The sequence below is a fragment of the Acinetobacter sp. 40AMC3-4 genome, assembly GCF_049898185.1.
Lineage (GTDB): Bacteria > Pseudomonadota > Gammaproteobacteria > Pseudomonadales > Moraxellaceae > Acinetobacter.
Genome location: NZ_JAFCXG010000002.1, coordinates 379,726 through 403,973 on the forward strand (window position 1 = coordinate 379,726; position 24,248 = coordinate 403,973).

Sequence of the window (24,248 nt, forward strand, 5' to 3'; positions counted from 1 at the left end):
ACTAAAGCAGTGTTAAAAAGGCTCAAACAGGTGATTCAAACCATGCGGTGCGCAGCGCAGATATTGCGGTGAAATCTTGATTTTTTCATCAAGTGCTGCCGCTGCATGCCAAGGCCAATGTGGATCATAAAGAATGGCACGAGCCAGTGCGATAGCGTCGGCTTGGCCCTTTTGTAAAATATCTTCTGCCTGCTTAGCTTCAGTAATCAATCCCACGGCAATCACGGGAATATTCACGACTTTCTTGATCGCATCTGCAAAAGGTACCTGATAATTCGGCTTCACATCGATGTTCTGTTTAGCATGTAAGCCGGCACTGGAAATATGAATATAAGCAGCACCCGCAGCTTCTAGTGCTTTGGACAATTCAATTGAAGAATCAATGGTCCAACTATCTGGCTGATCCATCCAGTCGCTGGCCGAAATACGCACTCCAATCGGATAGCCTTCTGGAACCGCCGCTTTCATGGCTTGTAATACTTCCAGAGTCAGGCGAATCCGGTTTTCCAGTGAACCGCCATACTGATCATCACGTTTATTTGAAAGTGGTGACATGAACTGATGCAGTAAATAACCATGCGCTGCATGCAGCTCAATCAGGTCAAAACCGGCCTCAACTGCACGTTTGGCACTTTCTGCAAAGTCAGCAATGACCTGCTCAATTTCCGACTGGCTTAAGGCTTTGGGTGGATGTTCATCGGCCTGAAAAGGAATATCACTGGCAGAAACAGTTTGCCAGCCATGTGCTTCATCCGGCTTAAACTGACCTTTACCTGCCCATGGTTTATCTGTTGAAGCTTTACGCCCTGCATGTGCGAGTTGAATCGCAAAAGGCATCGGGGAAATGGATTTGACTTTTTCCAGTAAGGTCTTGATCTGCTTTGCCTGTTCGTTATTCCACAAGCCCAGATCGGCATAACTGATCCGGCCTTCTGGCTGTACCGCAGTCGCTTCGACAATACATAAACCTGCACCCGATAAGGCATAGTTGGCCCATTGCTGCTCGTGCCAATAGGTAATTTCCCCCTGCTCTGTTGCAGAGTACTGACACATCGGCGCAATTACGATTTTATTTTGAAGTTGCAGTGATCCAAATTGAATAGGTTGAAATAGTAATGCCACGCTGTATTTCCTCTTTTTATTGCCCAGTTTCACTCTAAAAATAAAAACAGGCTCTTAAGAGCCTGTTTAGTTATAACGTGAACGATCAAACTTTAGAAGATGATTCGTGTAGTCAAACCGAGTACCAGTGCATCATCCACATTGTTGCTTGAACCTGGATTAATGACATATTGCAGGTTTGGACGCAGCATCAGCCACTTTGTTGCATTATAGCTATAGTTCAGTTCAATATTGTATTCTGCACTCGCATCAAAATTCAGATTCTTGATCCGGTCATTAATATGTACACGATTGACCGCCAGACCTAAAATATCATTCGGCTGGCTGTCCGCAAGACCGATATATTTCACACCAATTTGTTGTGAATTATCCACTTTGTTAGTATCGCGGTCATGCCAGGTAAAGTTAGCAAATGAATGCAAACCCTGACGGCCCTGACCTGTAGACGTTAACTGTTGTTCTACAGCTAACCAGCCTGCAAAAGTACGGTTTTTGGCATCAGTAGGATTGGCAATATCTTTTTGGTTGGCAACATCATCGGCAGTATTGTACATCCCGCCGATCCGGTAGCTGCCCGGCAGGCCATTCACCCATGATTTCGGCGTCCAGATGACTTCTGCAGGAATCGTCACGCCATCTGCATGGTCGGTATCCAGACTCCAGCCCTGACCTTCTTTAGCGCCATTACCATTATCCTGATTAAACTCATACACACCGACTTGTACGGCAAGTTCAGGATTGAGTTGCTGCTTCACGCGCGCACCCCATTGTGCTACAGGCGTATTCATCCAGATATTGCCCTGCCATTTACCCATCTGTGCAGCACAAAATGCCGTACTGGCAAAATCACAAGCCATGACATTAAAATCCATGCCCAGACCAAGACGACCCGCCTTAATACTGAGCCCTTGATCTTTATAATTCTTTTCAATAGACAGCTCGCTCAGACGGCTATCCTGATTACCACGTCCGAAAGTACCTTGTACATTGGCCAGTTGCGGTGCATTAGAATCCTGCAAGTCACGAACAGAGGTACTTTGACCCTGACGTGCAGTCATCACGGCACGTACAGTGACACCATTCCATCCCGCCAGCTTTTCCATATCCAGTTGAGTACCCAGCCATAATTGGGCAGAAGTTAATGGACCTGCGCCCTCATTACGACCACCATCAGCAAGATAGGCGGTATCGGTTAACAGATTGGCTTCAAATTTAATTCCCTGTTGGGCCAGTTCTGTACGTTGACCATTCCAGTCCCCCAGTAAATACTGACCTTGTGGATCAAATGCAGATTCCGCCTGAGCGGTTATCATGGCAGCCATTAAAGGCAATAGAGCTAGACCTAAATATTTCATGTAAAACCTAAACATTCGGAGAGAAAAACAAGCAAGGTTTTTAAATTGCTATTAGGTGCATGAATTTACATAACTTTTCATACAAATTCCCAGCATTTTTTTTATTACTCATTAAACTTTTAGTTATGCCTTAAACATAAAAATATAATTTTTATTTTAACAATTTCAAATTATTTATATATTTTTCATTAACTTATAATTTACTGATATTTTCTATGTGATTTTCTCCTAAGAAAATTTGTTATAAAAACATAGAAACCTAGTTTATTCTTTAAACAATTACAGCTTAAATAAATACGAAATACCCAGTCATTTTCCAGCGATTTCACCCCGATTAACGCTTGCAATCCCGGCCAATTCACCCAATATTAGCTGCATCTCCCTCGCCATTGATGTGTTATGCCTGAATTACCAGAAGTTGAAACCACCAAAACCAGTTTATTGCCTTTATTGGAACAATGCGTAAAACGTGTTGAAGTGCGTCAGTCAAGTTTGCGCTGGCCTATTCCGGAGAATATAGAAAAGCTGGTGGGGCAAAAATTACTGAAGCTCACTCGCCGTTCTAAATATATTCTGGCGGAGTTTGAACACGACACTATGCTCTGGCATTTGGGCATGTCGGGGAGTTTCCATCTATGCGATGGCAATGAAGAATTACGCAAACATGACCATCTGATCATTCAGTTTGATGATATCGAACTGCGTTATCATGACCCTCGTCGTTTTGGCTGCATTCTTTGGCTGGATGCACAATCACAAAGCAAATTGATCGATACGCTGGGGCCAGAGCCCTTAAGCGAGAACTTTAATGCCAAGTATTTATTTGAAAAATTGAAGAATAAAAATGTTGGCACCAAAGTTGCAATTATGGATAACCATGTGGTGGTGGGCGTAGGCAATATTTATGCGACCGAAAGTCTGTTTAATCTGGGGATTCATCCGGCACAACCGGCCTCGACTTTAAGCTTGATTCAGATCGAAAAGCTAGTATTGGAAATCAAGCGCATCTTGAAACAGGCGATTGATCTGGGTGGTTCAACCTTAAGAGACTACACCAATGCCATGGGAGAAAATGGCTATTTCCAGCAAACCTTGCTGGCTTATGGTCGTGCCGGTGAAATGTGTGTGAACTGCGAGACCACACTTGAAAATATTAAATTGGGACAACGCGCTTCAGTTTTTTGTCCTGAGTGCCAACCTTTGAAAAAGATCCAACTCCCTGTCAAAAAAGTGGCAACTGTACGAGGGAAAAAGTCATGAAAACAGCCATTGTGCGTCATATTCTGGTCAAAGATAGAGAAACTGCTGAACAGCTTAAAAAGAAGATTTTAAGTGGCGCCGACTTCAATAAAATCGCCAAACAGTATTCAACCTGTAATTCTGCCAAACGTGGCGGTGAGCTAGGTGAAGTAAAGAAAGGTCAACTGGTTCCGGTCATTGATAAACTGGTTTTCACTGCAGCAGAACGTGTATTACATGGCCCGATCAAAAGCCAGTTTGGTTTTCATTTGGTCGAAATCAAGTTTCGGATGGATTTTTAATATTTATAAATCCCTCCCTACCTCCCTTTGTTAAAGGGAGAAGTTCCCCTTTTATAAAGGGGATTTAGGGGGATTAGAAAAATTAGACTTGAGGTGGACGCTTTTTCAATTCATCACGAATTTCACGCAGCAATTCAATATCGGCTGGGGTGGTCGGAGTTTCCTCGACTGGGCCTTCTTGTTTACGTAAACGGTTCATGAATTTAACCAATAAAAATACGACCCAAGCCAAGATTAAGAAATTAATTAAAATCGTTAAAAAGTTACCGTAAGTCAGTACATTTACACCGGCCTTAGTTAAGGCATCCAGAGATTGTAAATTGTCTGGGTTTCTTCCTAAGATAAAGAATTTTTGGGTAAAATCGACGCCACCACCGGTGATCACGGTAATTAAAGGCATAATGATGTCTTTCACCAATGAATCGATAATCTTGCTAAAAGCGCCACCGATGATGACACCAATCGCCAGATCCATCATATTGCCTTTGATCGCAAACTCTTTAAATTCTTGAATAATACTCATAACTGCTCCCATATTTTATTTTCAAGTTTTGGGTCAAATTATACCTGAGTAAATACTTTTAATTTTGACTTAGTTTAATGCATTTTAGTAAATTGCAATGTGAGCATCGCTTAAATATAAAAAAACCGTAATCTTCGAAAAGATTACGGTTTTTGAAAACCCGAAATAATCTAGCGATTATTTACCTGAACGGTTACGTTTACGTTCGTTTTCAGTCAAGAAACGCTTACGGATACGGATTGACTTAGGTGTTACTTCTACTAGTTCATCATCTTCAATAAACTCAAGCGCTTGCTCAAGCGTATATTCAATCGCAGGAACCAGCGTTAACGCATCGTCAGTACCAGAAGCACGTACGTTGGTTAACTGTTTTGCTTTAGTCGGGTTAACTGTCATGTCGTCTGAACGAGAGTTAATACCGATGATCATACCTTCATAAACTTCTAACTGTGGTTTCGCGAATAGACGACCACGATCTTGAAGTGTGAACAGTGCATAGCCCAGACAAGTACCTTGAACCATAGAAATCAGTACACCGTTTTGACGTTTTGCAACAGTACCTTGCTTCATTGGACCGTAGTGCGAGAAGCTAGACGTCATGATCCCTGTACCAGAAGTCATGGTCAGGAATTCAGAACGGAAACCAATCAGACCACGTGAAGGAACAGTTGCTTCAATACGGATACGGCCTTTACCGTCAACTTCCATATTGGTCATTTCGCCTTTACGGTGACCCATTTGTTCCATTACAGCGCCTTGGTGCTGTTCTTCAACGTCAAAAGTAACGTTTTCGTATGGCTCTTGTTTTTCACCATCAATTTCTTTGATGATTACTTGTGGACGAGATACGCCCATTTCGAAGCCTTCACGACGCATGTTTTCAATCAGAACTGAAAGGTGAAGTTCACCACGACCAGATACTTTGAAACGGTCTGGACTGTCAGTATCTTCAACGCGTAATGCTACGTTGTGAATCAATTCGCGGTCTAGACGTTCACGGATATTACGTGAAGTTACGAACTTACCTTCTTTACCAGCAAACGGTGAGTTGTTTACCTGGAATGTCATCGATACTGTAGGTTCATCTACAGACAATGGAGGTAAAGCTTCAACATTTTTCGGATCACAGATGGTGTCAGAAATGTTGAGTGCATCGATACCCGTTACACAAACGATATCGCCTGCAGAAGCTTCTTCAACGTCAACGCGATCTAGACCATGATAACCCATGATTTTTAAGATACGGCCGTTACGTGTTTTGCCATCTTTATCGATTACAGTTACTTGTGTGTTTAATTTCACTGAACCGCGCTGGATACGACCAATACCGATAACGCCTACGAAGCTGTTATAGTCAAGTGAAGATACTTGCATTTGGAATGGGCCATCAACGTCAACCGCTGGTGGTTCAACGATGTCTACGATCGTTTGGAACAACGGAGTCATGTCTTCAGCAAGTTCTTCCGGAGAAGGACCAGCAACACCACGAAGACCTGAAGCATAAACAACTGGGAAGTCTAACTGTTCGTCAGAAGCACCTAAGTTATCGAACAAATCAAATACTTGGTCAATTACCCAGTCTGGACGCGCGCTTGGCTTGTCGACTTTGTTAATAATCACGATTGGTTTCAAACCACGTGCGAACGCTTTTTGCGTTACGAAACGAGTTTGTGGCATCGGGCCTTCTTGTGAGTCTACAAGAAGAAGTACGCAGTCAACCATCGACATTACACGTTCAACTTCACCACCGAAGTCGGCGTGTCCCGGGGTATCCACGATGTTAATGCGGTATTCAGTATTGGTACGTTCATCTAACCATTTGATTGCAGTGTTTTTTGCAAGAATGGTAATACCACGTTCGCTTTCAATAGCGCCAGAATCCATGACACGCTCGATCTCACCCGCGCGATCACCGAGAGCACCTGATTGTTGCAAAAGTTTGTCTACAAGAGTGGTTTTACCATGATCGACGTGCGCAATAATGGCGATGTTACGGAGAGTTTTAATATCTGACATGTAAATTCAATGCGTATGTAATTTGAGGGCAAATTATACAGAAAAATACAAAACTTTTATAGTCACTGTAACCACACTCCTCAACTTTTTTTGCCCAGTTGGGGCTTTTTTGATTTTGTAAAGACGTGTAACTCGATTAGAATAGCGCCACCCAGCCTTAATTTGCATTGACACATGTCTGATTTTAATCAATCTCCTCCTTCTAAAGATCAACTCGACTTGGTATATGGTCTGGAAGATCGACCAAAACCACTGATTGCTTTTCTAGCTGCATTCCAGCACTTACTGGCAATTATTGTCCCGATTGTGACCCCTGGCCTGCTAATTTGTCTGGCGCTTGGTGTTTCCAAAGAAGACACCAACATGATTTTATCCATGTCCTTGGTGATCTCGGGCATCGCGACTTTTTTACAGTCTAAAAAAGTCGGACCTTTTGGTGCCGGTCTGCTGATTGTCCAAGGAACCAGCTTTAACTTCATCGGTCCAATTATTGGTATTGGTTCAGCCATGGTGGCTGCAGGCACACCTGTAGAAGCAGTCATGGCTTCTATTTTTGGTGTGGTGATTGCAGGTGCATTTATTGAAATGGGCGTGTCACAAATTCTGCCTTGGATCAAAAAACTGATAACCCCTTTGGTCACCGGTATTGTCGTGCTGCTGATTGGTTTAACCTTAATTAAAGAAGGTTTAATCAGCATGGGCGGTGGTTATCAGGCCATGAGCGATAAAACTTTTGCCAATGCCGACAACCTGATCATGTCTTGTACCGTCTTGGCGTTGATCATTATCCTGAACCGCATCCGGATTACCTGGGTAAAAAGTTCTGCCATTTTGATCGCCCTGATCTGTGGTTATGTTCTGGCAGGCTTTATGGGCCATCTGGATTTCTCTGGTCTAAAAGATGCACCATTGATACAGATTCCAACACCAATGCATTTCGGTTTAAGCTTCTCCTGGAGCCTGTTTATTCCGATGGCATTCATTTATCTGGTGACGTCTTTAGAAGCGATTGGTGATATCACAGCGACTTCAAAGCTTTCCAACCAGCCAGTTGATGGTCCAAAATGGATGCAGCGCATTAAAGGCGGTGTACTGGTAAATGGCGCGAATTCATTCCTTGCCGGTATTTTTAACACCTTCCCGAGTTCCGTATTTGCACAGAACAATGGTGTGATTCAGTTGACGGGCGTAGCAAGTCGTTATGTCGGCATCTGGATTGCTGCTTTGCTGGTTATTCTTGGTTTACTGCCTGCAGTTGCTGGTATTATTCAGGCCGTTCCGCAAGCGGTACTGGGTGGTGCAGTGATGGTGATGTTTGGTGCAGTCGCAGCCTCTGGCATTAACATTCTGTCTGGTGTCCATCTGGACCGTCGTGCCCTGCTGATCATTGCGATTTCACTGGCACTGGGTTTAGGTGTTGCACAAGTTCCACAAATTCTTGAACATCTTCCTGAGTTATTCCGTAATATCTTTAGCTCAGGCGTTGCTACTGGTGGTATCGCTGCCCTTATTCTGAATGTAGTACTTCCTGAAACAAAGAAGTAATTTCATGTCCAAAGAACACTGTCTAGGTCAGACTTAGGCAGTGTTCTTTATATTGGAGAGATACCTATGGATCCTAAAAGCGAAGTTTTATTAAGACAATATGATTTTTTGTCGGGTCGCATCCTACTGATTAATGCACCAACAGATGATCTGCTCGCTGAATTCGATGCCTCTATCAATCCCGCTGTCTGGACATGGAATTTTAACGATTTTCAATATTTCCAGTCACAACAAGCAGATGTGCATTTTGGTGCAGAGATGCCTGAAGCTGAGTTTGATCAGGCAGTTATTTTTGTACCCAAGTCTAAAGAACTGTTGAATTATTTATTGCATAATGTGGCAGCGCAGCTTAAACCGGGCAGCAGTATTTTTCTGGTCGGTGAAAAGAAAGGCGGGATAGAACGCGCAGCCAAACAGTTGCAGCCTTTTGGTAAAACTCTCAAACTTGACAGCGCACGTCATTGCCAGCTTTGGCAATTGGTTCTAGAGCATACGGTCGAGAAAAAAGCACTTGCAGACTGGGCGCAGCGTTATACCGTTTCGACACCAAATGGCGATCTGAATATCTGCGCCCTTCCAGGTGTCTTTAGTCAAAACCGTTTGGATGTAGGAACTGCCACGCTATTACCTTATTTGTCACAAGTCACTTCAGGTAAAATTGCCGACTTTGGTTGTGGTGCAGGTGTGATTAGTGCGTATCTGGCAAAATTGAATCCGAAAAACCGGATTTTTGCCATGGATGTTGATGCCTTTGCACTGGCTTCTACACAAATGACATTTGAAGAAAATCAGCTCACCCCTGAACAGATTGAAATCAAAGCGGTCACTGGCATTGAGGATGCACCCTTGTTCCTACATGCTATTGTCAGTAATCCGCCTTTTCATATGGGAATCGAAACTGATTACACGGCAAGCGAAACCTTGTGTAAAACCTCACGTCGTCATTTAAAATCGGGCGGCGAGCTTTGGATCGTGGCCAACCGTTTCTTGAACTACCCGACCCTGATTGAACAAAACTTTGGTCGCTGCACAGTGAAAGCGGATCAACAAGGCTTTAAAGTGCTCTTCGCCAGCACTCAAAAAAATGTTAAGGAATCATGATGAGCGAAACGCAAAACACGATGCAGCTGCAGCGTAAGCTGGGTGCTCGTCATCTGAATATGATCGCCATTGGCGGATCAATTGGTACAGGTCTATTCCTGGCCTCAGGGGCGACCATTGCCAACGCTGGACCAGGCGGTGCACTACTTGCATATGTACTGATTGGGATCATGATTTATTTCTTGATGACCAGTCTAGGCGAGCTTGCCACACATAACCCGACCTCAGGTGCATTCTTCACTTACGGCACCAAATATGTCGAAGGTGGTTTTGGTTTCGCTCTGGGTTGGAACTACTGGTACAACTGGGCCATTACTGTGGCTTTTGAGTTGGTTGCAGTTCAGTTTATTATGAAATTCTGGTTTCCAGATATTCCGGGCGTGTACTGGAGCGCCATCTTCCTTGCCATTATTTTCGGGATTAATGCCCTGACAGTAAAAGGCTTTGGCGAATCCGAATTTTTCTTTTCTCTGGTGAAAGTTCTCGCGATCATTGCCTTTATCATTATCGGGATCTGGATGATCGTGAAGCTCATGCTGACCCCGGGTGCGGAAGCATTTGCCAACTGGAGTATTGGTGATGCACCCTTTGTCGGTGGTTTCCAGGCATTAATTGGTGTGGCGATGATTGCCGGATTCTCCTTTCAAGGTACCGAAATGGTCGGTGTGGCGGCAGGTGAATCGAAAAATCCAAAGAAAACCATTCCGGTGGCCATCAAACAAATTTTCTGGCGTATCCTGTTGTTTTATATTGTGTGTATTTTCATTATCGGCACTCTGATTGCCTATAATGACCCACGTTTATTACAGGCCGCTGCGACAGATAATATTGCGCTTTCGCCATTTACCTTATTATATGAAAAAGCCGGCTTTGCCTTTGCCGCCAGTATCATGAATGCGGTGATCTTGACCGCTATTTTGTCTGCAGGTAACTCGGGCATGTATTCGTCTACACGTATGCTGTTTGATATGGCACGTAAAGGCAGTGCACCTAAAATGTTTGCGCGTCTGGACCCGCGTGGTGTGCCGATGAATGCACTCTATGCCACTACGGCGATCGCAGCTCTGTGCTTCCTGACCACTTTCTTTGGTGAACAGGAAGTCTTTAACTGGCTGCTGAATATGTCGGGGATGTGTGGCTTTATCGTCTGGCTCGGGATTGCCATTTCCCATTACCGTTTCCGTAAAGGGTATCTGGCACAAGGATATAAACTGGAAGATCTGGCTTATCGCGCTAAATTCTTTCCTTTCGCCCCTTGGTTTGCGTTTATCCTCTGTGCGATTGTTGTTCTCGGACAAAACTATCAGGATGTTTTGGCCGGTCAATGGATGGGTGTGTTATCGACCTATATCAGTATTCCGCTATTCCTAGCGATTTGGTTCGGCTACAAATGGAAGAAAAAAACCAAACTGGTCTCTTATCAAGAGATGGATGTGCAGCCGATGAAACTTGATCAGGAATAAAAAATTATTCATTAAAAAAATCAGCTTACGGGCTGATTTTTTATTTCTTGAATTAACTATGACGCATCACGAAATTGCGATCATCAATCACAATCACTTGCTGGCAAATTCCGTCTATCCGACGTTGCTGCTCAAATACCTCTTTAGGCATAGACTCAAAACTATCAAAGAAGCTAATTTCATTTTCATCAATTTCATATATCAGGGAATGATTCCCTACTCCCTCTAAGGTGTCATAGAACACAATCACAAAACGGCCTGCTTCTACATTTTCCTGAATTTCTGCATAAGACAATGGCTGTTCTATAACAGGAATATTTAAGCGATGTGCTTGTTGATAGAAATCGACTTCAATTGGCTGTTTATCTGCATCATGTTCAGTACAAAAATTGACATCCAAACCCAATGTCTTTAAAGCAACTGCAAGTGCGATGCTTGAGCTTCCCATTTCAGGGTCATGTTGACAGAGCTGAGTTAAATCAGGAATATTCAAATCAATGCCATAATGATGAAAAATCATCCATATTGCAAAAATTCCGCTATTGGCTTCCAGATTTTGCAAATCTTCAGGAATTTCGACACTCATATTTTTACTCAACGACATCTTAACAGGCTAAGTGTAGTCAAAATACAGACATAAAAAAAGCAGCTCCGAAGAGCTGCCTTTTTAATGAGTGTTCAATAATGAATTATTGAGCAACTGGTTGTTCAGCTAAAACAGTACGGCTACCAGTGATTGTCGCGAATACACGACGGTTCATAGCACGACCTTCTTTAGTGTTGTTGTCAGCAATCGGTTGATCCCAAGCGAAACCTTGAGTAGACAAGCGAGATGCATCAACATTGTATTCATTTACAAGCGAAGATTTAACAGAGTTAGCACGTGCTAGAGATAAACGTTCGTTTAGTGCACGTGGACCAGTGTTGTCAGTGTGACCTTCGATACGAGCAGTAGCGTTTGGATATTCAACTAGCTTCTCAGCAACTTTAGCGATTTCTGGTTTGTATTGATCTTTGATGTTTGATTTGTTTGTATCAAAGAACACACGAAGTTCCATGTTCAGGTCTTCAGTCAACTCTTGTGGCGCTGGAGCAACTGGAGTTACAGGCTCAACTGGAGCAACTTCAACTACTGGAGCAGCTGGTTTCAGACGACCACCTAGAACAACATTAAGACCAGCTAATGCTGTGTAGTTCCAGAATTTTTCGTCAAAGTGGTAAGTACCACGAGCTTCAGTACGTAGCGCTAAGGCATCGTTGATGTGCCAGAATGCACCCACACCAGCATTACCTAGAGTACCTTCTTCTTCATTACCGCGAGTACCGCGTGGCACACCTTCAAATTCGTATTTGTAGTGACCCGCACCTAGAAGCATGTATGGCTTCACTTTGCTGTCATAGTTACCAGTAAATACGTCAGAAGTTGCGTAGAAGTTACCTGCAATATTTTGGCCTTTGTATTCTGCACCTTCAGCAGCACCGTCAACATCGCCCTTTACTTGGCTATATTCAGCTTCAAAACCTAACCAAGGAGTTAATTCAACACCAATAGCAGCACCTACGAATAAATCGTCTTGTAATTCAGGACTACTAGTAAGTTCGCCATCATTACCGTTATTGTTGTGCTGGGTGTCTTGGAATGTATAACCTAACATCAACGGAGTAATAGTTACGCCTGCATTTGCAGCAGCAAAAGGTGCAGCTACAAGCATAGCTAAAGCAATACGACTCATTTTCATGGATTTATCCTCCAGAGATAAAAATTGTTGTTCAAGCTCAAGCCCGCAATAGGCCATCCTGAGATAGGCTTTTTATTACCCCAGTTTTATTCTTAAGCTATTCACATGGCATCATACAAACACTTTATTATTTTTCCAAGTGCTTGATTAATTTAATCAAGTAAATTATTGACAAAATTACTTACAATTTCCGTTGTAATTCGGTAACTTTTTACTCAATTTTTTATTCTGAATACCCTATGGTGATTGCCAATTATTTTTTAATCACTTTCTTGAAACTTAAGTAAGGACTGATTACTCGGCTCCACAAAGCATAAAAAACGCATAATTAATAACATATTCCTCATAAAAATAATATATAAATCAGGTAACTCTATGTATAAAAAAATAACAAGAGCATTCACTATTGTTGAGTTAATTATCTGTATTGCAATGATTGCAATTCTCGTCAGTATCGCCCTACCGTACTTCCATGACTATCGATCCAAACAGGAAGCCAAAAATATTCCGATCAAATTATCTCAAATTAATCGTTATGCACGCAGCCAGGCTGCAGTGTTTCACCAAAATATTGTGATCTGCCCTAGTCAGGATTCTCTGAGTTGCCAAGCCAATCAATGGAACAAGAACATGCTGGTTTTCATCGATAAAAATAAAAACAGGCAAGTGGATACAGGCGAACAAATTTTACAAATTGATGTACTTAACCTCAAATACGGTAACCTGAGTTGGCGAGGAGCTTTAAGTTTACCGAGTGTCACTTATCAAGCGCACACTGCCCTGCCGATTGGTTCAAATGGTAGTTTTTATTATTGTTCTACCCATCTTTCTAATCAACAGCGTATTGTACTCAGCAAAATGGGGCATATCCGGATTGAAAGTCTCTCGTCTTGCTAACAGAACTATCCAGTTTATGCTTCGCTGCGATTAACGCTTCAATCCTGAGTTTTTTTCAATATACTGCTTAAGTTTGAAAAAATTGATTAAAACTCATACGGAGAGAGAACAATGACTGACATCCTAATTGTCAATGGTGCACGTACAGCCATGGGTGGCTTTCAGGGGAGTCTTGCCAGTGTAACTGCGCCAGAACTCGGTGCGGTCACCATTAAAGAAGCAATTGCCCGTGCGGGTCTGCAACCAGAAGATATTGAAGAAGTCATTATGGGTTGTGTCCTTCCGGCAGGTTTAAAGCAGGGCCCTGCACGTCAAGCCATGCGTCAAGCTGGTCTTCCAGATTCTACTGGCGCTGTAACCATTAATAAATTATGTGGTTCAGGCATGAAAGCCGTCATGCAAGCTGCAGATATGATTAAAGCCGGTTCTGCAAATATCGTGGTTGCAGGTGGCATGGAATCCATGACCAATGCTCCTTATGTATTGCCAAAAGCACGTGGCGGTTTCCGTATGGGTCACGGTGAAATCAAGGACCATATGTTTCTGGATGGCTTGGAAGATGCTGAAACAGGTCGCTTGATGGGTTCATTTGCCCAAGATATGGCAAATACCAAAGGTTATACCCGCGAGCAGATGGATGATTTTGCGATTCGCTCATTAAAGCGTGCGCAAACTGCGGTCAATGAAGGCTACTTTGCTGATGAAATCGTGCCTGTAACAGTTAAAACCCGTAAAGGTGATGTAGTCGTTGATAAAGACGAACAGCCGTTCAATGCCAACATCGATAAAATTCCAACTTTGCGTCCTGCTTTCGCTAAAGACGGTACGATTACGGCGGCTAATGCCAGCTCGATTTCAGATGGCGCATCAGCTCTAGTAATTACCTCGGCTGATAATGCAGCAGCAAAAGGGTTGAATCCTTTGGCTAAAATTGTTGCCTATGCATCGAATTCGCAACATCCAGCTGAATTTACCATTGCTCCAGTCGGTGCAATCCAGAAAGTGCTAGATAAAACTGGATGGGCCGCTTCTGATGTCGACCTTTGGGAAATCAATGAAGCCTTTGCCATGGTGACCATGTGCCCAATGGATGAGTTCAAGCTGGATCCTGAAAAAGTCAACATTAACGGTGGTGCATGTGCACTCGGTCATCCTGTGGGTTCAACCGGTTCACGTATTATCCTGACTTTGATTCATGCACTAAAACGTACCGGTGGAAAAAAAGGGATTGCAGCCCTGTGTATTGGTGGTGGTGAAGCGACAGCTGTGGCGATTGAATTACTTTAACCTATTCTCTCACCCCATCCCTCGCCCATAGGGAGAGGGAGTTAAAAATCCTCCTGATCTGGAGGATTTTTTTCGCTTACATTTTGATAAAGCTTGCTCGCGCAAAATACCGCAAAGTGGCGTAGATTAAAGCAAGCAAAATAAAAAGGGAGTTCTCCCATGCAACTGAATCATTACCTCAATTTCCAAGGTCAGGCTGAAGCAGCCTTTAACTTTTATAAATCAGTTTTTGGAGGCGAATTTTCAAGTCTGAGTCGTTATGGTGAAATGCCAACTGAAGAAGGGATCACGCTGTCAGAAGCGGATAAAAATAAAATCCTGCATATCTCACTTCCCATCAATGAGTTTACAGAACTGATGGCATCGGACACGAATGATCAATTCTGTGCACAAACCAATACGGTGTTCATTCCAGGTAATAACCACTATATTTCCATTAACTTAGACGCCAGCGAACAAGCTGAAGCACAACGACTCTTTGATACTTTATCGGTGAATGGTCAAATTGAGATGCCGCTAGAAAAGACCTTTTGGGGCGCACTTTATGCTGCCTTTAGCGATCAGTTTGGAATTCACTGGATGATTAACTGTCAACTTGAAGAAAATTAAAGGTTTTTATCAAGATATAAAAAAGCCGGAATCAATCCGGCTTTTTGACAGCAACTTAATTTAAATTAAGCACCTGTTTGATAATGTGCCTGTGCAACCGCAGTCGATGCCTGATACGGATTTTTGAAATCATTCAAACCGGCAACAGCTTCAGTTATATCTTCACCTTCTTTAATCACGAAAGTATCGAAACCGAATCGACTAATTTATTTACTTAACTTTTTCTTTTTTCGTTCTTCTAAAATTTTCTTTCTACCTTTATCAGTCAAAGAATAGTAGTCTATATACGAACTTATTAAGCCTTTATCAACTAAGGTACTCAATAAGTATCTTTTTTCAGTTTCATCTATACCAGAAATATCATCTATACCATGACCTTGATTAGGTAATTTTGAGAAAAATTCAAGACATTCATATTCAAGGTATGTAATATCTCGGTCTCTATTAATGTAGATCTTTTTTAAATACCTACCCAAAGAAACAACTAAGCTTAAAATTAAAAATAATCCACAAAAAATGCTTGTACAAAAAAATATATTCCTCCAAGTATTCGGAAGATCAATGACCTTTATTATTTCTGATAAGTAAAGCATTGAGAGACTTCCCAACACAATTACCAATGCGATCAATTTATCTGTTTTTAAAATTTTTAACCATTCAGTCCAATTCATATTTAAATTCTTATCATCATATTATTTTAATTATAAAAAAAGCTGAACCCAAGTCCAGCTTTTTCAGTTACTTAATGATTATCAAGCACCTGTTTGATAATGCGCTTGTGCAACCGCAGTTGATGCCTGGTACGGATTTTTGAAATCATTCAAACCGGCAGCCGCTTCCTGAATATCTTTACCTTCTTTAATCACGAAAGTGTCGAAACCTGAACGCTTCATGTAGTTCAAAACATCTTTGAATACATCCCCAGTAGCACGCAATTCGCCTTGGAAACCCTGACGGCGAAGAAGTGCTGCAAATGAATAACCACGACCATCATTAAAACCGGCAAACTCAATAAAGATTGCATCTAGCTGGTCCAATGGAAACTCATTGGTTTCAGGCGAAGCATCTACGGTTAAGTACAATGCTTTTTTACCTGTCACATTGGCAATCTGGTCTAACTGATCCACAGTCAGAACCACATCACCCTGTGGTAAAACACCATCTTCACCCATCAATTGATAGGTATTATCTGCAATCGTGCCATCTTTAGAGAGCACTTGAAGTGCGGTATTAAGCATATGCACGCTCCTTGAATGGTTGAATGCCGACACGGCGATAAGTATCGATAAACTCTTCACCATCCTGACGCAGGTCAAGATAAGTATTCAAAATTTCTTCTACGATATCCGGCACGACTTCGGCTGCAAATGATGGCCCAAGAATGTCACCAATTGACGCATCATGATCGGCATTACCGCCTAAAGTGATCTGGTAGAACTCAGCGCCTTTCTTGTCTACACCTAGAATACCAATATTACCCACATGGTGATGGCCACAAGCATTCATACAACCTGAAATATTCAGATCCAGTTTGCCTAAATTGTAAATCGTATCCAGGTCATCAAAACGGCGTGAAATTGCTTCAGAAATCGGAATGGATTTCGCATTAGCCAAAGAACAGAAGTCACCGCCCGGGCAGCAAATGATGTCGGTCAAGAAACCGATATGCGCACGTGCCAGGTTGTTTTGATCAAGGGTTTGCCATACAGCGAACAAGTCTTTTTGTGGTACATCGACCAGGGAAATGTTTTGTTCATGCGTGGTACGCAGCTCACCGAAAGTGTACTGATCGGCAAGATCTGCAATCAGGTTCATTTCTTCTGTGCTGACATCACCCGGTGCAATCCCGGCACGTTTCAGTGAAATCGTCACGATACGATAACCTTTCACTTTATGTGCATTGGTATTGATGTTGAACCACTGTTTGAATTTTGGATATTGTGCAAATAGTTCAGTGAAATCTTCATCTGCATAATCTTGGTAGTCAAATGGCGTGAAGTTCTCATCCATTTTCGCCAAGGTGTCTGCATCGATTTTCAGTGTTTTAATCGTATGCGCAAATTCAGCTTCAACTTTCTCGGCAAATACTGCTGGTGTTAAAGCTTTTACCAGAATCTTGATACGTGCTTTATATTTGTTGTCGCGACGGCCATGCAAGTTATACACACGAAGGACTGCTTCCAGATAAGCAATCAGGTCTTCACGCGGCAAGAACTCACGGATAAAGCTACCAATCACTGGCGTACGGCCGAGACCACCACCGACTTTGATTTTATAGCCCATTTCGCCTGCTTCATTACGCACAATATACACACCGATATCGTGGAATGCAGTGGCTGCACGGTCAGTTTCTTCAAGCGCAGAGACTGCAATCTTGAATTTACGTGGCAAGAAAGCAAATTCCGGATGGAAGGTTGACCATTGACGGATCAATTCACAAGTCGGACGTGGATCGGCAATTTCACCTGCAACCACACCTGCATACTGATCCGTCGTGGTATTACGGATACAGTTACCTGAGGTCTGAATCGCATGCATTTGCACAGTGGCCAGTTCAGCCAGCATATCCGGCACATTTTCCAGCGCAGGCCAGTTAAACTGGATGTTTTGACGGGTCGAAATATGCGCGTAGCCACGGTCATATTCTTTTGCCAAATCAGCCACTTTACGAAGTTGTTTTGAGTTCATCAAACCATATGGCACGGCAATACGTAACATTGGCGCATAACGCTGTACGTACAAACCATTTTGCAGACGAAGCGGACGATACTCATCTTCAGTGAGTTTACCGGCTAAATAACGTTCCGTTTGGTCACGGAACTGTGCAACACGTTCATTAATCAGTTGCTGATCAAAATCAGTATATAAATACATGGCGTACAGCTAGTAGTTTCTATTATATCGCCGGCAAGGATAGCGAGATTGAACCTATCAATAAAATGCTTTTTATACATATTTCATAGCGGTTTTATTGATAAGCCTGACAAAGTTTCACGGATCTCGGTATTTACAGCACTGGATTAAATTTAAAGTAATAATGATGAAAATCTTCAATTATTATTACTTATTTTCATATAGGAAAAATTTCCTCTCATTTCATTAATAATCTAATTAACACGTTAAGAATATTACCAATTTTGACTTTCTCCCAATTGCTGTCCTACAAACTCATAGCGTATCGTAGAACGTGAAAATTTAATCGGACAAGCCAATTGTGCTTCGGTCTGCTGACTGCTGGATTTGAGTGGCACCTGTACTATCCATCCCCGCTGCTGGGCCAGATCGGAATGTAACGCTTCTTCAAGTTTGAGCACCGGTTCAACACAGACATCCAACGCGGCAAACAGCGTTTGCCATTCAGATAAAGACTTGGTCTTGATTTTATTCTGAATCGCCTGCTTCACCACAGCATGATCTTCAGCGGCATAAGAAGCGCCTTTGTCCAGGAGAATCGGCAGTTCTAAAGCCTGTGCCAGCCCCTGCATAAATGGTGGTTCCAGGCTACCAATCGACAAATAACGCCCATCCTGGGTTTCATAATAATCATAGAAAGTTCCACCATTCAGATAGCCGGATTCTGGAGATTGATGCTGATTGCCAGCCAGACTGGCAGAAGCTGCCAGATTGCTCATCGTTACCACACAATCGGTCATGGAAATGTCAATGTACTGGCCTTTGCCACTTTGTTGGCGTTCAATCACCGCGGCCAGAATCGCAATCACGGCATGCATGGAACCACCTGCAACATCGGCGACCTGAATTCCCAAGGCTGGTGGACCATTTTCAATCCGCCCACTGTGTCCGGCAATTCCGGACAAAGCCAGATAATTAATGTCGTGCCCTGCCTTATCTTTATATGTGCCAGTTTGGCCGTAACCGGTAATGGAACAGTAAATCAGTTTCGGATTAATTTCGCTTAAGGTTTGATAGTCTAGCCCAAGACGTTGCATTACACCGGGACGGAATTGCTCAATCACAATGTCATAATCTGCAATCTTGGATTTAACCAGTTCAATATTCGCAGGATCTTTCAAATCCAGTGCAACCGATTGCTTGTTTCGGTTCAAATAACTTTGTGAAGTGGCCTGTCCATTGGCAAAGGGTGGCATTAATCGCAACAGGTCCGGTCGGGTTGGTGATTCAATATGCACAACTTCTGCACCTAAATCAGCAAGATATAATGTGGCAAACGGGCCGGGTAAAAGTGTAGAAAAATCTAGGATTTTCAATCCTTTTAATGCATATGACATTGGAGTATTTGCTCTACTTATATTGCTTTTTTCAGCATCTTAGGCACATAAATGCATAAAAACAATGTCATGTTCAGCCATTTACCTTGATAGTTTCGGCAATCTAATATGTAAGAAAATGGCAAAGGTATTCTTGTAAATTGCCATTGCTTTATTATTTTTCGTCATTTAGGTCAATTATTAGTGAACATTAAAGAGACTGAAGGATTAAACATGAGTCGTGATACGATCAGTATCCACTTCGTCAATGCAGCCTTATCTGGCGTTAAGCGTCTGGGCATGGATGTCGATACTTTATTGTCTCACGTCGGGATTGAAGCAGAACTGCTGCATCAGCCCAAAGCGCGTATTTCGCCTGAACAATATACCCGCTTTATTAAAATGCTGTGGATGGTGACCCAGGACGAGCATGTCGGCTTTGACAAACAGCAACGCCGGTTGGGTACTTTTGCGATCATGTGCCAGCTGATCATTCATGCCAAAACTCTGGGTGATGCACTGGAACTGTCTTCCCAGTTCTACAAACTCTTTGGTGATGACTGGTCGGTGACCCTGGAACGCGACAAACACGAAGCACGTCTGGTTCCGCTGATTCCAAATGCGATGGATCCGGATCATTTCATTACTGAAAGCATGCTGATGATCTGGCATGGCTTGGCGTCTTGGCTCATTGAGCGTCGCCTGCCACTGGAACGCGTGCATTTTAGCTACCCTCGTCCAGACCATGCCGATGAATATGATGCCCTGTTCTTTGCGCCGGTAATGCAGTTCGATATGCCACGCACCGAGATCACTTTTGCTGCGGATTATCTGGACCTGCCAATTCGCCAGAATGAAGAAACCTTAGAAGAGTTTTTGAAAGCTGCGCCGGCACAATTGCTGGTGAAATTCAAAAACACCAACTCGCTGACTTCACGTATTCGTGATGTGCTGAAGAGCCAGATTGGCGAAGAAATGCCGACATTAAACGATGTCGCGTCGATGCTTTATCTATCACCGCAAACCTTGCGCCGCCGTCTGGCAGCCGAAGGCAAAAGCTATCAAGGCGTAAAAGATGCCTTGCGCCGTGATGCAGCAATTCACCTGTTACTTAATCCGGATCTGACCCTTGAAGATGTTGCACAACAAGTCGGTTTCAGTGAAACTAGTACTTTCCACCGCGCCTTCAAGAAATGGACCGGTGTAACCCCGGGTCTGTATCGTCAATTGCATGGCTATCATTAATCAAATGATGTTGCGAAATAACATTTAAAAATTAAAATCAGTTCTCTCCGCCTAAGCATTAGCTTAGGCTTTTTTATAATTACAATTGGCTAAATCGCTCAATTGATCTGACCCGTTCTCGTCATTGCACTTCAAAAATTAAGGATTACACTCGAATCATTAGAATAATTTTCATTAAATCAATAAAAGGAACATGCTATGAGCGAGGCATATATTATTGACGCCATTCGTACGCCACGCGGAAAAGGCAAAAAAGATGGATCTTTACATCAAGTAAAACCCATTTCATTACTGACTGGTTTACTCAATGAACTGAAAGACCGTCACGGACTGGACACCTCAAAAGTCGATGATATTGTGCTGGGTTGTGTCACCCCGATTGGTGATCAGGGGGCCGATATTGCCAAGACCGCTGCCATTGCTGCGGGTTGGGACAATGATGTCGCTGGCGTGCAAATCAACCGTTTCTGCGCTTCCGGACTCGAAGCTGTCAATCTGGCCGCACAAAAAGTCCGTTCTGGCTGGGAAGATCTGGTCGTTGCAGGCGGCGTCGAATCCATGTCCCGCGTAGCGATGGGTTCTGATGGCGGCCCTTGGGCGCTTGACCCTGAGACCAATATGGCCTGTGATTTTATTCCGCAAGGTATCGGTGCAGATTTAATTGCCACGATTGACGGTTATACGCGTTCTGATGTAGATCAATTTGCCGAACAATCACAACAGAAAGCAGCTGCCGCTCAAGCCAATGGTTATTTCAACGCCTCTGTTATCCCGGTAAAAGACAAAGCTGGTGTGGTGATTCTGGACAAAGATGAATTTATCAAACCGACAACGACCGCAGAAGGCCTGGGCAAACTCAATCCAAGTTTCGCCACTATGGGGCAAATGGGCTTTGATGCAATTGCCCTGCAAAAATATCCTGAAGTGGGTGCTGTCAATCATGTGCATCATGCAGGGAATTCTTCAGGCATTGTCGATGGTGCGGCTGTGGTTTTGATCGCATCGGAACAAGCAGTAAAAGAACAAGGTCTGAAGCCACGTGCCAAAGTACTGGCGACGGCACTGGTCGGTGCAGATCCGACCATTATGCTGACCGGCCCTGCCCCGGCTGCTCGTAAGGCCTTGGCGAAAGCCGGTTTAACAATTGATGATATTGACCTGTTTGAAGTCAATGAAGCTTTTGCTGCCGTGGTGATGCGCTTTATCAATGAAATGAAGGTTGATCCTGCCAAGGTGAATGTCAACGGCGGTGCAATTGCCATGGGACATCCACTCGGTGCGACTGGTGCGATGATTTTAGGGACGTTATTGGACGAGTTAGAACGCCAAGGCAAAAAGCGGGGTCTGGCTACACTTTGCGTAGGTGGCGGTATGGGCATCGCAACCATTATTGAACTGGTTTAAGGAGAAAAACAATGAGCGCAATTCAGTTTGAAAAAAATGCCGACAATATTGATATTTTAACTTTTGATTCTCCAAACCAGTCTGCCAATACCATGAATGCAGATTTTCGTGCTGCCTTGGCTGAAACTGTAGAAAAACTTAAAGCCGATGAAAACATTAGCGGTATCATTTTCCGGTCTGCGAAAAAAACCTTCTTTGCTGGCGGCGATCTGGATGAACTGATTCAAGCCACGCCTGAGCATGCGACTGAATTCTTCAACATGATTGAAGAGATGAAAGCACAAATGCGCTATATCGAAACTCGCGGTATTCCTGTCGTTGCTGCACTGAATGGTACGGCGCTCGGCGGTGGCTGGGAAATTGCCCTGTGTGCCCATCATCGTATTGCCCTGAATGACCCTAAAAGCAAATTTGGCCTGCCTGAAGTCACACTGGGTTTATTACCAGGTGGCGGTGGTATCGTCCGTAGCATCCGCCTGCTCGGTCTGCAAAATGCCCTTCCTTTATTAATGGAAGGCAAACAGTTTGGAGTCGATAAAGCTAAATCTTTAGGGCTGATTCATGAGGTCGCAGACAGTACCGATGAACTGTTGAAAAAGGCCATTGCCTGGATCAAAGCCAATCCAAAATCTCAGCAGCCATTCGATGTAAAAGGCTATAAAATTCCGGGTGGTAGCCCTTCGACACCAGCAGTTGCCCAGATGCTGGCAATTGCTCCGGCGATGCTACGCGATAAAACCAAAGGCTGCTACCCTGCACCTGAAGCGATCATGTCGGCTGCGGTAGAAGGTGCACAGGTCGATGTCGATACAGCCCTGACCATTGAATCGCGTTACTTTACTTATCTGGCGACCGGTCAAATTTCTAAAAATATGATTGGCACCTTCTGGCATGGTCTGAATGCAATCAAATCCGGTGCCAGTCGCCCTCAAGGTCTTGAAAGGTGGAAAGCCACTAAAGTCGGTATTTTAGGTGCGGGCATGATGGGTGCTGGGATCGCCTATGCCACTGCCAGCAAAGGCATTCCAGTGGTGCTAAAAGACATTTCAATCGAAGCGGCTGAAAAAGGCAAAGCCTATAGCCAGAAACTGCTGGATAAAAAAGTCGCTCAAGGGCGTTTATCAGCCGAGAAACGAGATCAGTTTTTAAGCCTGATTCAAACAACCGCATCTAGTGCAGATCTAGCGAGTTGTGACCTGATCATTGAAGCCGTCTTTGAAAATCCCGCGCTCAAGGCTCAAGTCACGCAAGAGGCAGAGCAATATCTTATCAGCAACGGGGTGATGGCTTCGAATACCTCGACCCTGCCGATCACAGAATTAGCCCAGGCTTCAAAAAATGATCAGAACTTTATCGGCCTGCATTTCTTCAGTCCGGTCGATAAAATGCAGCTAGTCGAAATTATCAAAGGTAAAAATACCTCGGCAGAAACGCTGGCCAAAGCTTTCGATTTCGTGCAGCAGATTGGCAAATTACCGATTGTGGTGAATGACAGCCGTGGCTTCTTTACCAGCCGCGTGTTTGGCACCTTTGTACAGGAAGGCTTGCGTCTGCTAGCAGAAGGCGTACATCCGGCACGAATTGAAATGGCAGCTCTCAAAGCCGGTATGCCGGTAGGCCCGTTGGCGATTCAGGATGAAGTGTCCTTGACCCTGTCTGAACATGTGGCCAATGAAAGATACAAAGCTTTAGGAGCACAAGGTCAGACCATCACTAAATCACCTGCGGATGACGTGATTCACAGCATGATTCACGAATTTAACCGTAAAGGTAAGGCCGCAGGCGCAGGTTTTTATGATTATCCGGCCGATGCCAAAAAGCAGCTCTGGTCTGGTCTCAGCCACTGGAAAAAAGACAACGATATTTCTGAACAGGAAATGATTGACCGCTTCCTGTTTGTACAGGCACTGGATACGGTTCGCTGTCTAGAAGAAGGTGTTTTGGAATCTGTCGTTGATGCCAATGTCGGTTCCATTTTTGGTATTGGCTTTGCCGCCTGGACGGGCGGTGCAGTACAATTCCTGAATCAGTATGGTTTAGCCAAAGCCGTGACCCGTGCCAAAGTACTTGAAAATAAATATGGCGAACGCTTCAAAGCCCCACAACTCCTCAAAGATCGCGCAGCACACGCCCAGCCGATTCAATAACTTAGGCACTTAAATAAAAGAGGAA

At 43.6% G+C, this 24,248-nt stretch carries 21 protein-coding genes and 1 pseudogene; 11 read left to right on the forward strand and 11 right to left on the reverse strand.

Features of this window, described 5'->3' with window-relative positions:
* Positions 1–12: 12 nt before the first annotated feature.
* The gene (locus tag ACP7BU_RS04550) at positions 13–1,122 is read right to left on the reverse strand and encodes an NADH:flavin oxidoreductase/NADH oxidase (RefSeq protein ID WP_425878644.1); all 1,110 of its coding nucleotides are present in this window, start codon (positions 1,120–1,122) and stop codon (positions 13–15) included.
* A 92-nt stretch (positions 1,123–1,214) separates the two neighbouring features.
* The gene (locus ACP7BU_RS04555; protein ID WP_425878642.1) at positions 1,215–2,477 is read right to left on the reverse strand and encodes a carbohydrate porin; all 1,263 of its coding nucleotides are present in this window, start codon (positions 2,475–2,477) and stop codon (positions 1,215–1,217) included.
* A 399-nt stretch (positions 2,478–2,876) separates the two neighbouring features.
* Here ACP7BU_RS04555 and mutM point away from each other — a divergent pair, with 399 nt between their 5' ends.
* Together mutM and ACP7BU_RS04565 are read left to right on the forward strand one after the other, a co-directional pair.
* The gene (gene mutM / locus ACP7BU_RS04560; protein ID WP_425878641.1) at positions 2,877–3,737 is read left to right on the forward strand and encodes a bifunctional DNA-formamidopyrimidine glycosylase/DNA-(apurinic or apyrimidinic site) lyase; all 861 of its coding nucleotides are present in this window, start codon (positions 2,877–2,879) and stop codon (positions 3,735–3,737) included.
* Positions 3,734–4,018, forward strand: a complete 285-nt coding sequence (locus tag ACP7BU_RS04565; protein WP_005266020.1) for a peptidylprolyl isomerase — start codon at positions 3,734–3,736, stop codon at positions 4,016–4,018. Before mutM ends, ACP7BU_RS04565 begins: the two co-directional genes overlap by 4 nt.
* 82 nt (positions 4,019–4,100) lie before the next feature.
* Here the strand turns inward: ACP7BU_RS04565 and mscL are convergent, their stop codons facing one another.
* Complete coding sequence (mscL, locus tag ACP7BU_RS04570) at positions 4,101–4,541, reverse strand: large conductance mechanosensitive channel protein MscL (protein WP_004281717.1); 441 nt, start codon at positions 4,539–4,541, stop codon at positions 4,101–4,103.
* Positions 4,542–4,718: 177 nt separating this feature from the next.
* The gene (typA, locus tag ACP7BU_RS04575) at positions 4,719–6,557 is read right to left on the reverse strand and encodes a translational GTPase TypA (RefSeq protein WP_004281716.1); all 1,839 of its coding nucleotides are present in this window, start codon (positions 6,555–6,557) and stop codon (positions 4,719–4,721) included.
* A gap of 174 nt (positions 6,558–6,731) precedes the next feature.
* Here typA and ACP7BU_RS04580 point away from each other — a divergent pair, with 174 nt between their 5' ends.
* From ACP7BU_RS04580 to ACP7BU_RS04590, 3 genes are all read left to right on the forward strand, one after another.
* Positions 6,732–8,102 (forward strand): uracil-xanthine permease family protein, encoded by a 1,371-nt coding sequence (locus ACP7BU_RS04580; RefSeq protein WP_005247971.1) that lies wholly within the window; start codon positions 6,732–6,734, stop codon positions 8,100–8,102.
* A 66-nt stretch (positions 8,103–8,168) separates the two neighbouring features.
* Positions 8,169–9,203 (forward strand): methyltransferase, encoded by a 1,035-nt coding sequence (locus ACP7BU_RS04585; protein ID WP_180086459.1) that lies wholly within the window; start codon positions 8,169–8,171, stop codon positions 9,201–9,203.
* A complete protein-coding gene (locus ACP7BU_RS04590; RefSeq protein WP_425878952.1) occupies positions 9,203–10,666 on the forward strand; it encodes an amino acid permease in 1,464 nt (487 codons plus the stop codon). Before ACP7BU_RS04585 ends, ACP7BU_RS04590 begins: the two co-directional genes overlap by 1 nt.
* A gap of 52 nt (positions 10,667–10,718) precedes the next feature.
* Here ACP7BU_RS04590 and ACP7BU_RS04595 read toward each other — a convergent pair whose 3' ends face one another.
* A complete protein-coding gene (locus tag ACP7BU_RS04595) occupies positions 10,719–11,252 on the reverse strand; it encodes a cysteine peptidase family C39 domain-containing protein (protein WP_425878637.1) in 534 nt (177 codons plus the stop codon).
* 103 nt (positions 11,253–11,355) lie between these two features.
* Positions 11,356–12,405, reverse strand: a complete 1,050-nt coding sequence (gene omp38 / locus ACP7BU_RS04600) for an outer membrane protein Omp38 (RefSeq protein ID WP_253175400.1) — start codon at positions 12,403–12,405, stop codon at positions 11,356–11,358.
* 375 nt (positions 12,406–12,780) lie between these two features.
* On the opposite strand from omp38, the gene ACP7BU_RS04605 reads away from it, so the two are divergent.
* The 3 genes from ACP7BU_RS04605 (at position 12,781) to ACP7BU_RS04615 (ending at position 15,198) form a co-directional block, all read left to right on the forward strand.
* Positions 12,781–13,302, forward strand: a complete 522-nt coding sequence (locus tag ACP7BU_RS04605; RefSeq protein ID WP_253175398.1) for a GspH/FimT family pseudopilin — start codon at positions 12,781–12,783, stop codon at positions 13,300–13,302.
* A gap of 111 nt (positions 13,303–13,413) precedes the next feature.
* Positions 13,414–14,589, forward strand: a complete 1,176-nt coding sequence (locus ACP7BU_RS04610) for a thiolase family protein (RefSeq protein ID WP_425878634.1) — start codon at positions 13,414–13,416, stop codon at positions 14,587–14,589.
* Positions 14,590–14,748: 159 nt separating this feature from the next.
* Entirely contained in the window at positions 14,749–15,198 is a 450-nt protein-coding gene (locus ACP7BU_RS04615; protein WP_219308568.1) for a VOC family protein, read from the forward strand.
* 65 nt (positions 15,199–15,263) lie between these two features.
* Here ACP7BU_RS04615 and ACP7BU_RS04620 read toward each other — a convergent pair.
* From ACP7BU_RS04620 to ACP7BU_RS04640, 5 genes and pseudogenes are all read right to left on the reverse strand, one after another.
* Positions 15,264–15,404, reverse strand: a pseudogene (locus tag ACP7BU_RS04620) (DUF934 domain-containing protein); the annotation flags it as partial.
* Entirely contained in the window at positions 15,405–15,869 is a 465-nt protein-coding gene (locus ACP7BU_RS04625) for a hypothetical protein (RefSeq protein ID WP_253102243.1), read from the reverse strand. It abuts the pseudogene before it with no gap.
* An 81-nt stretch (positions 15,870–15,950) separates the two neighbouring features.
* Positions 15,951–16,436, reverse strand: a complete 486-nt coding sequence (locus ACP7BU_RS04630) for a DUF934 domain-containing protein (protein ID WP_005263640.1) — start codon at positions 16,434–16,436, stop codon at positions 15,951–15,953.
* Positions 16,429–18,072 (reverse strand): nitrite/sulfite reductase, encoded by a 1,644-nt coding sequence (locus ACP7BU_RS04635; RefSeq protein WP_004645943.1) that lies wholly within the window; start codon positions 18,070–18,072, stop codon positions 16,429–16,431. The genes ACP7BU_RS04630 and ACP7BU_RS04635 overlap by 8 nt, the downstream gene beginning before the upstream one ends.
* 254 nt (positions 18,073–18,326) lie before the next feature.
* A complete protein-coding gene (locus ACP7BU_RS04640; RefSeq protein ID WP_425878630.1) occupies positions 18,327–19,448 on the reverse strand; it encodes a CaiB/BaiF CoA transferase family protein in 1,122 nt (373 codons plus the stop codon).
* Positions 19,449–19,661: 213 nt separating this feature from the next.
* Here ACP7BU_RS04640 and ACP7BU_RS04645 point away from each other — a divergent pair, with 213 nt between their 5' ends.
* From ACP7BU_RS04645 to ACP7BU_RS04655, 3 genes are all read left to right on the forward strand, one after another.
* On the forward strand, positions 19,662–20,672 hold the full coding sequence (locus ACP7BU_RS04645; RefSeq protein WP_004645946.1) for an AraC family transcriptional regulator: 1,011 nt from the start codon (positions 19,662–19,664) through the stop codon (positions 20,670–20,672).
* A 198-nt stretch (positions 20,673–20,870) separates the two neighbouring features.
* The gene (locus ACP7BU_RS04650) at positions 20,871–22,076 is read left to right on the forward strand and encodes an acetyl-CoA C-acetyltransferase (RefSeq protein WP_425878628.1); all 1,206 of its coding nucleotides are present in this window, start codon (positions 20,871–20,873) and stop codon (positions 22,074–22,076) included.
* A gap of 11 nt (positions 22,077–22,087) precedes the next feature.
* Positions 22,088–24,223, forward strand: coding sequence for a 3-hydroxyacyl-CoA dehydrogenase NAD-binding domain-containing protein (locus tag ACP7BU_RS04655; protein WP_425878626.1), 2,136 nt, complete (start codon positions 22,088–22,090; stop codon positions 24,221–24,223).
* The last annotated feature ends 25 nt before the right edge of the window (positions 24,224–24,248 follow it).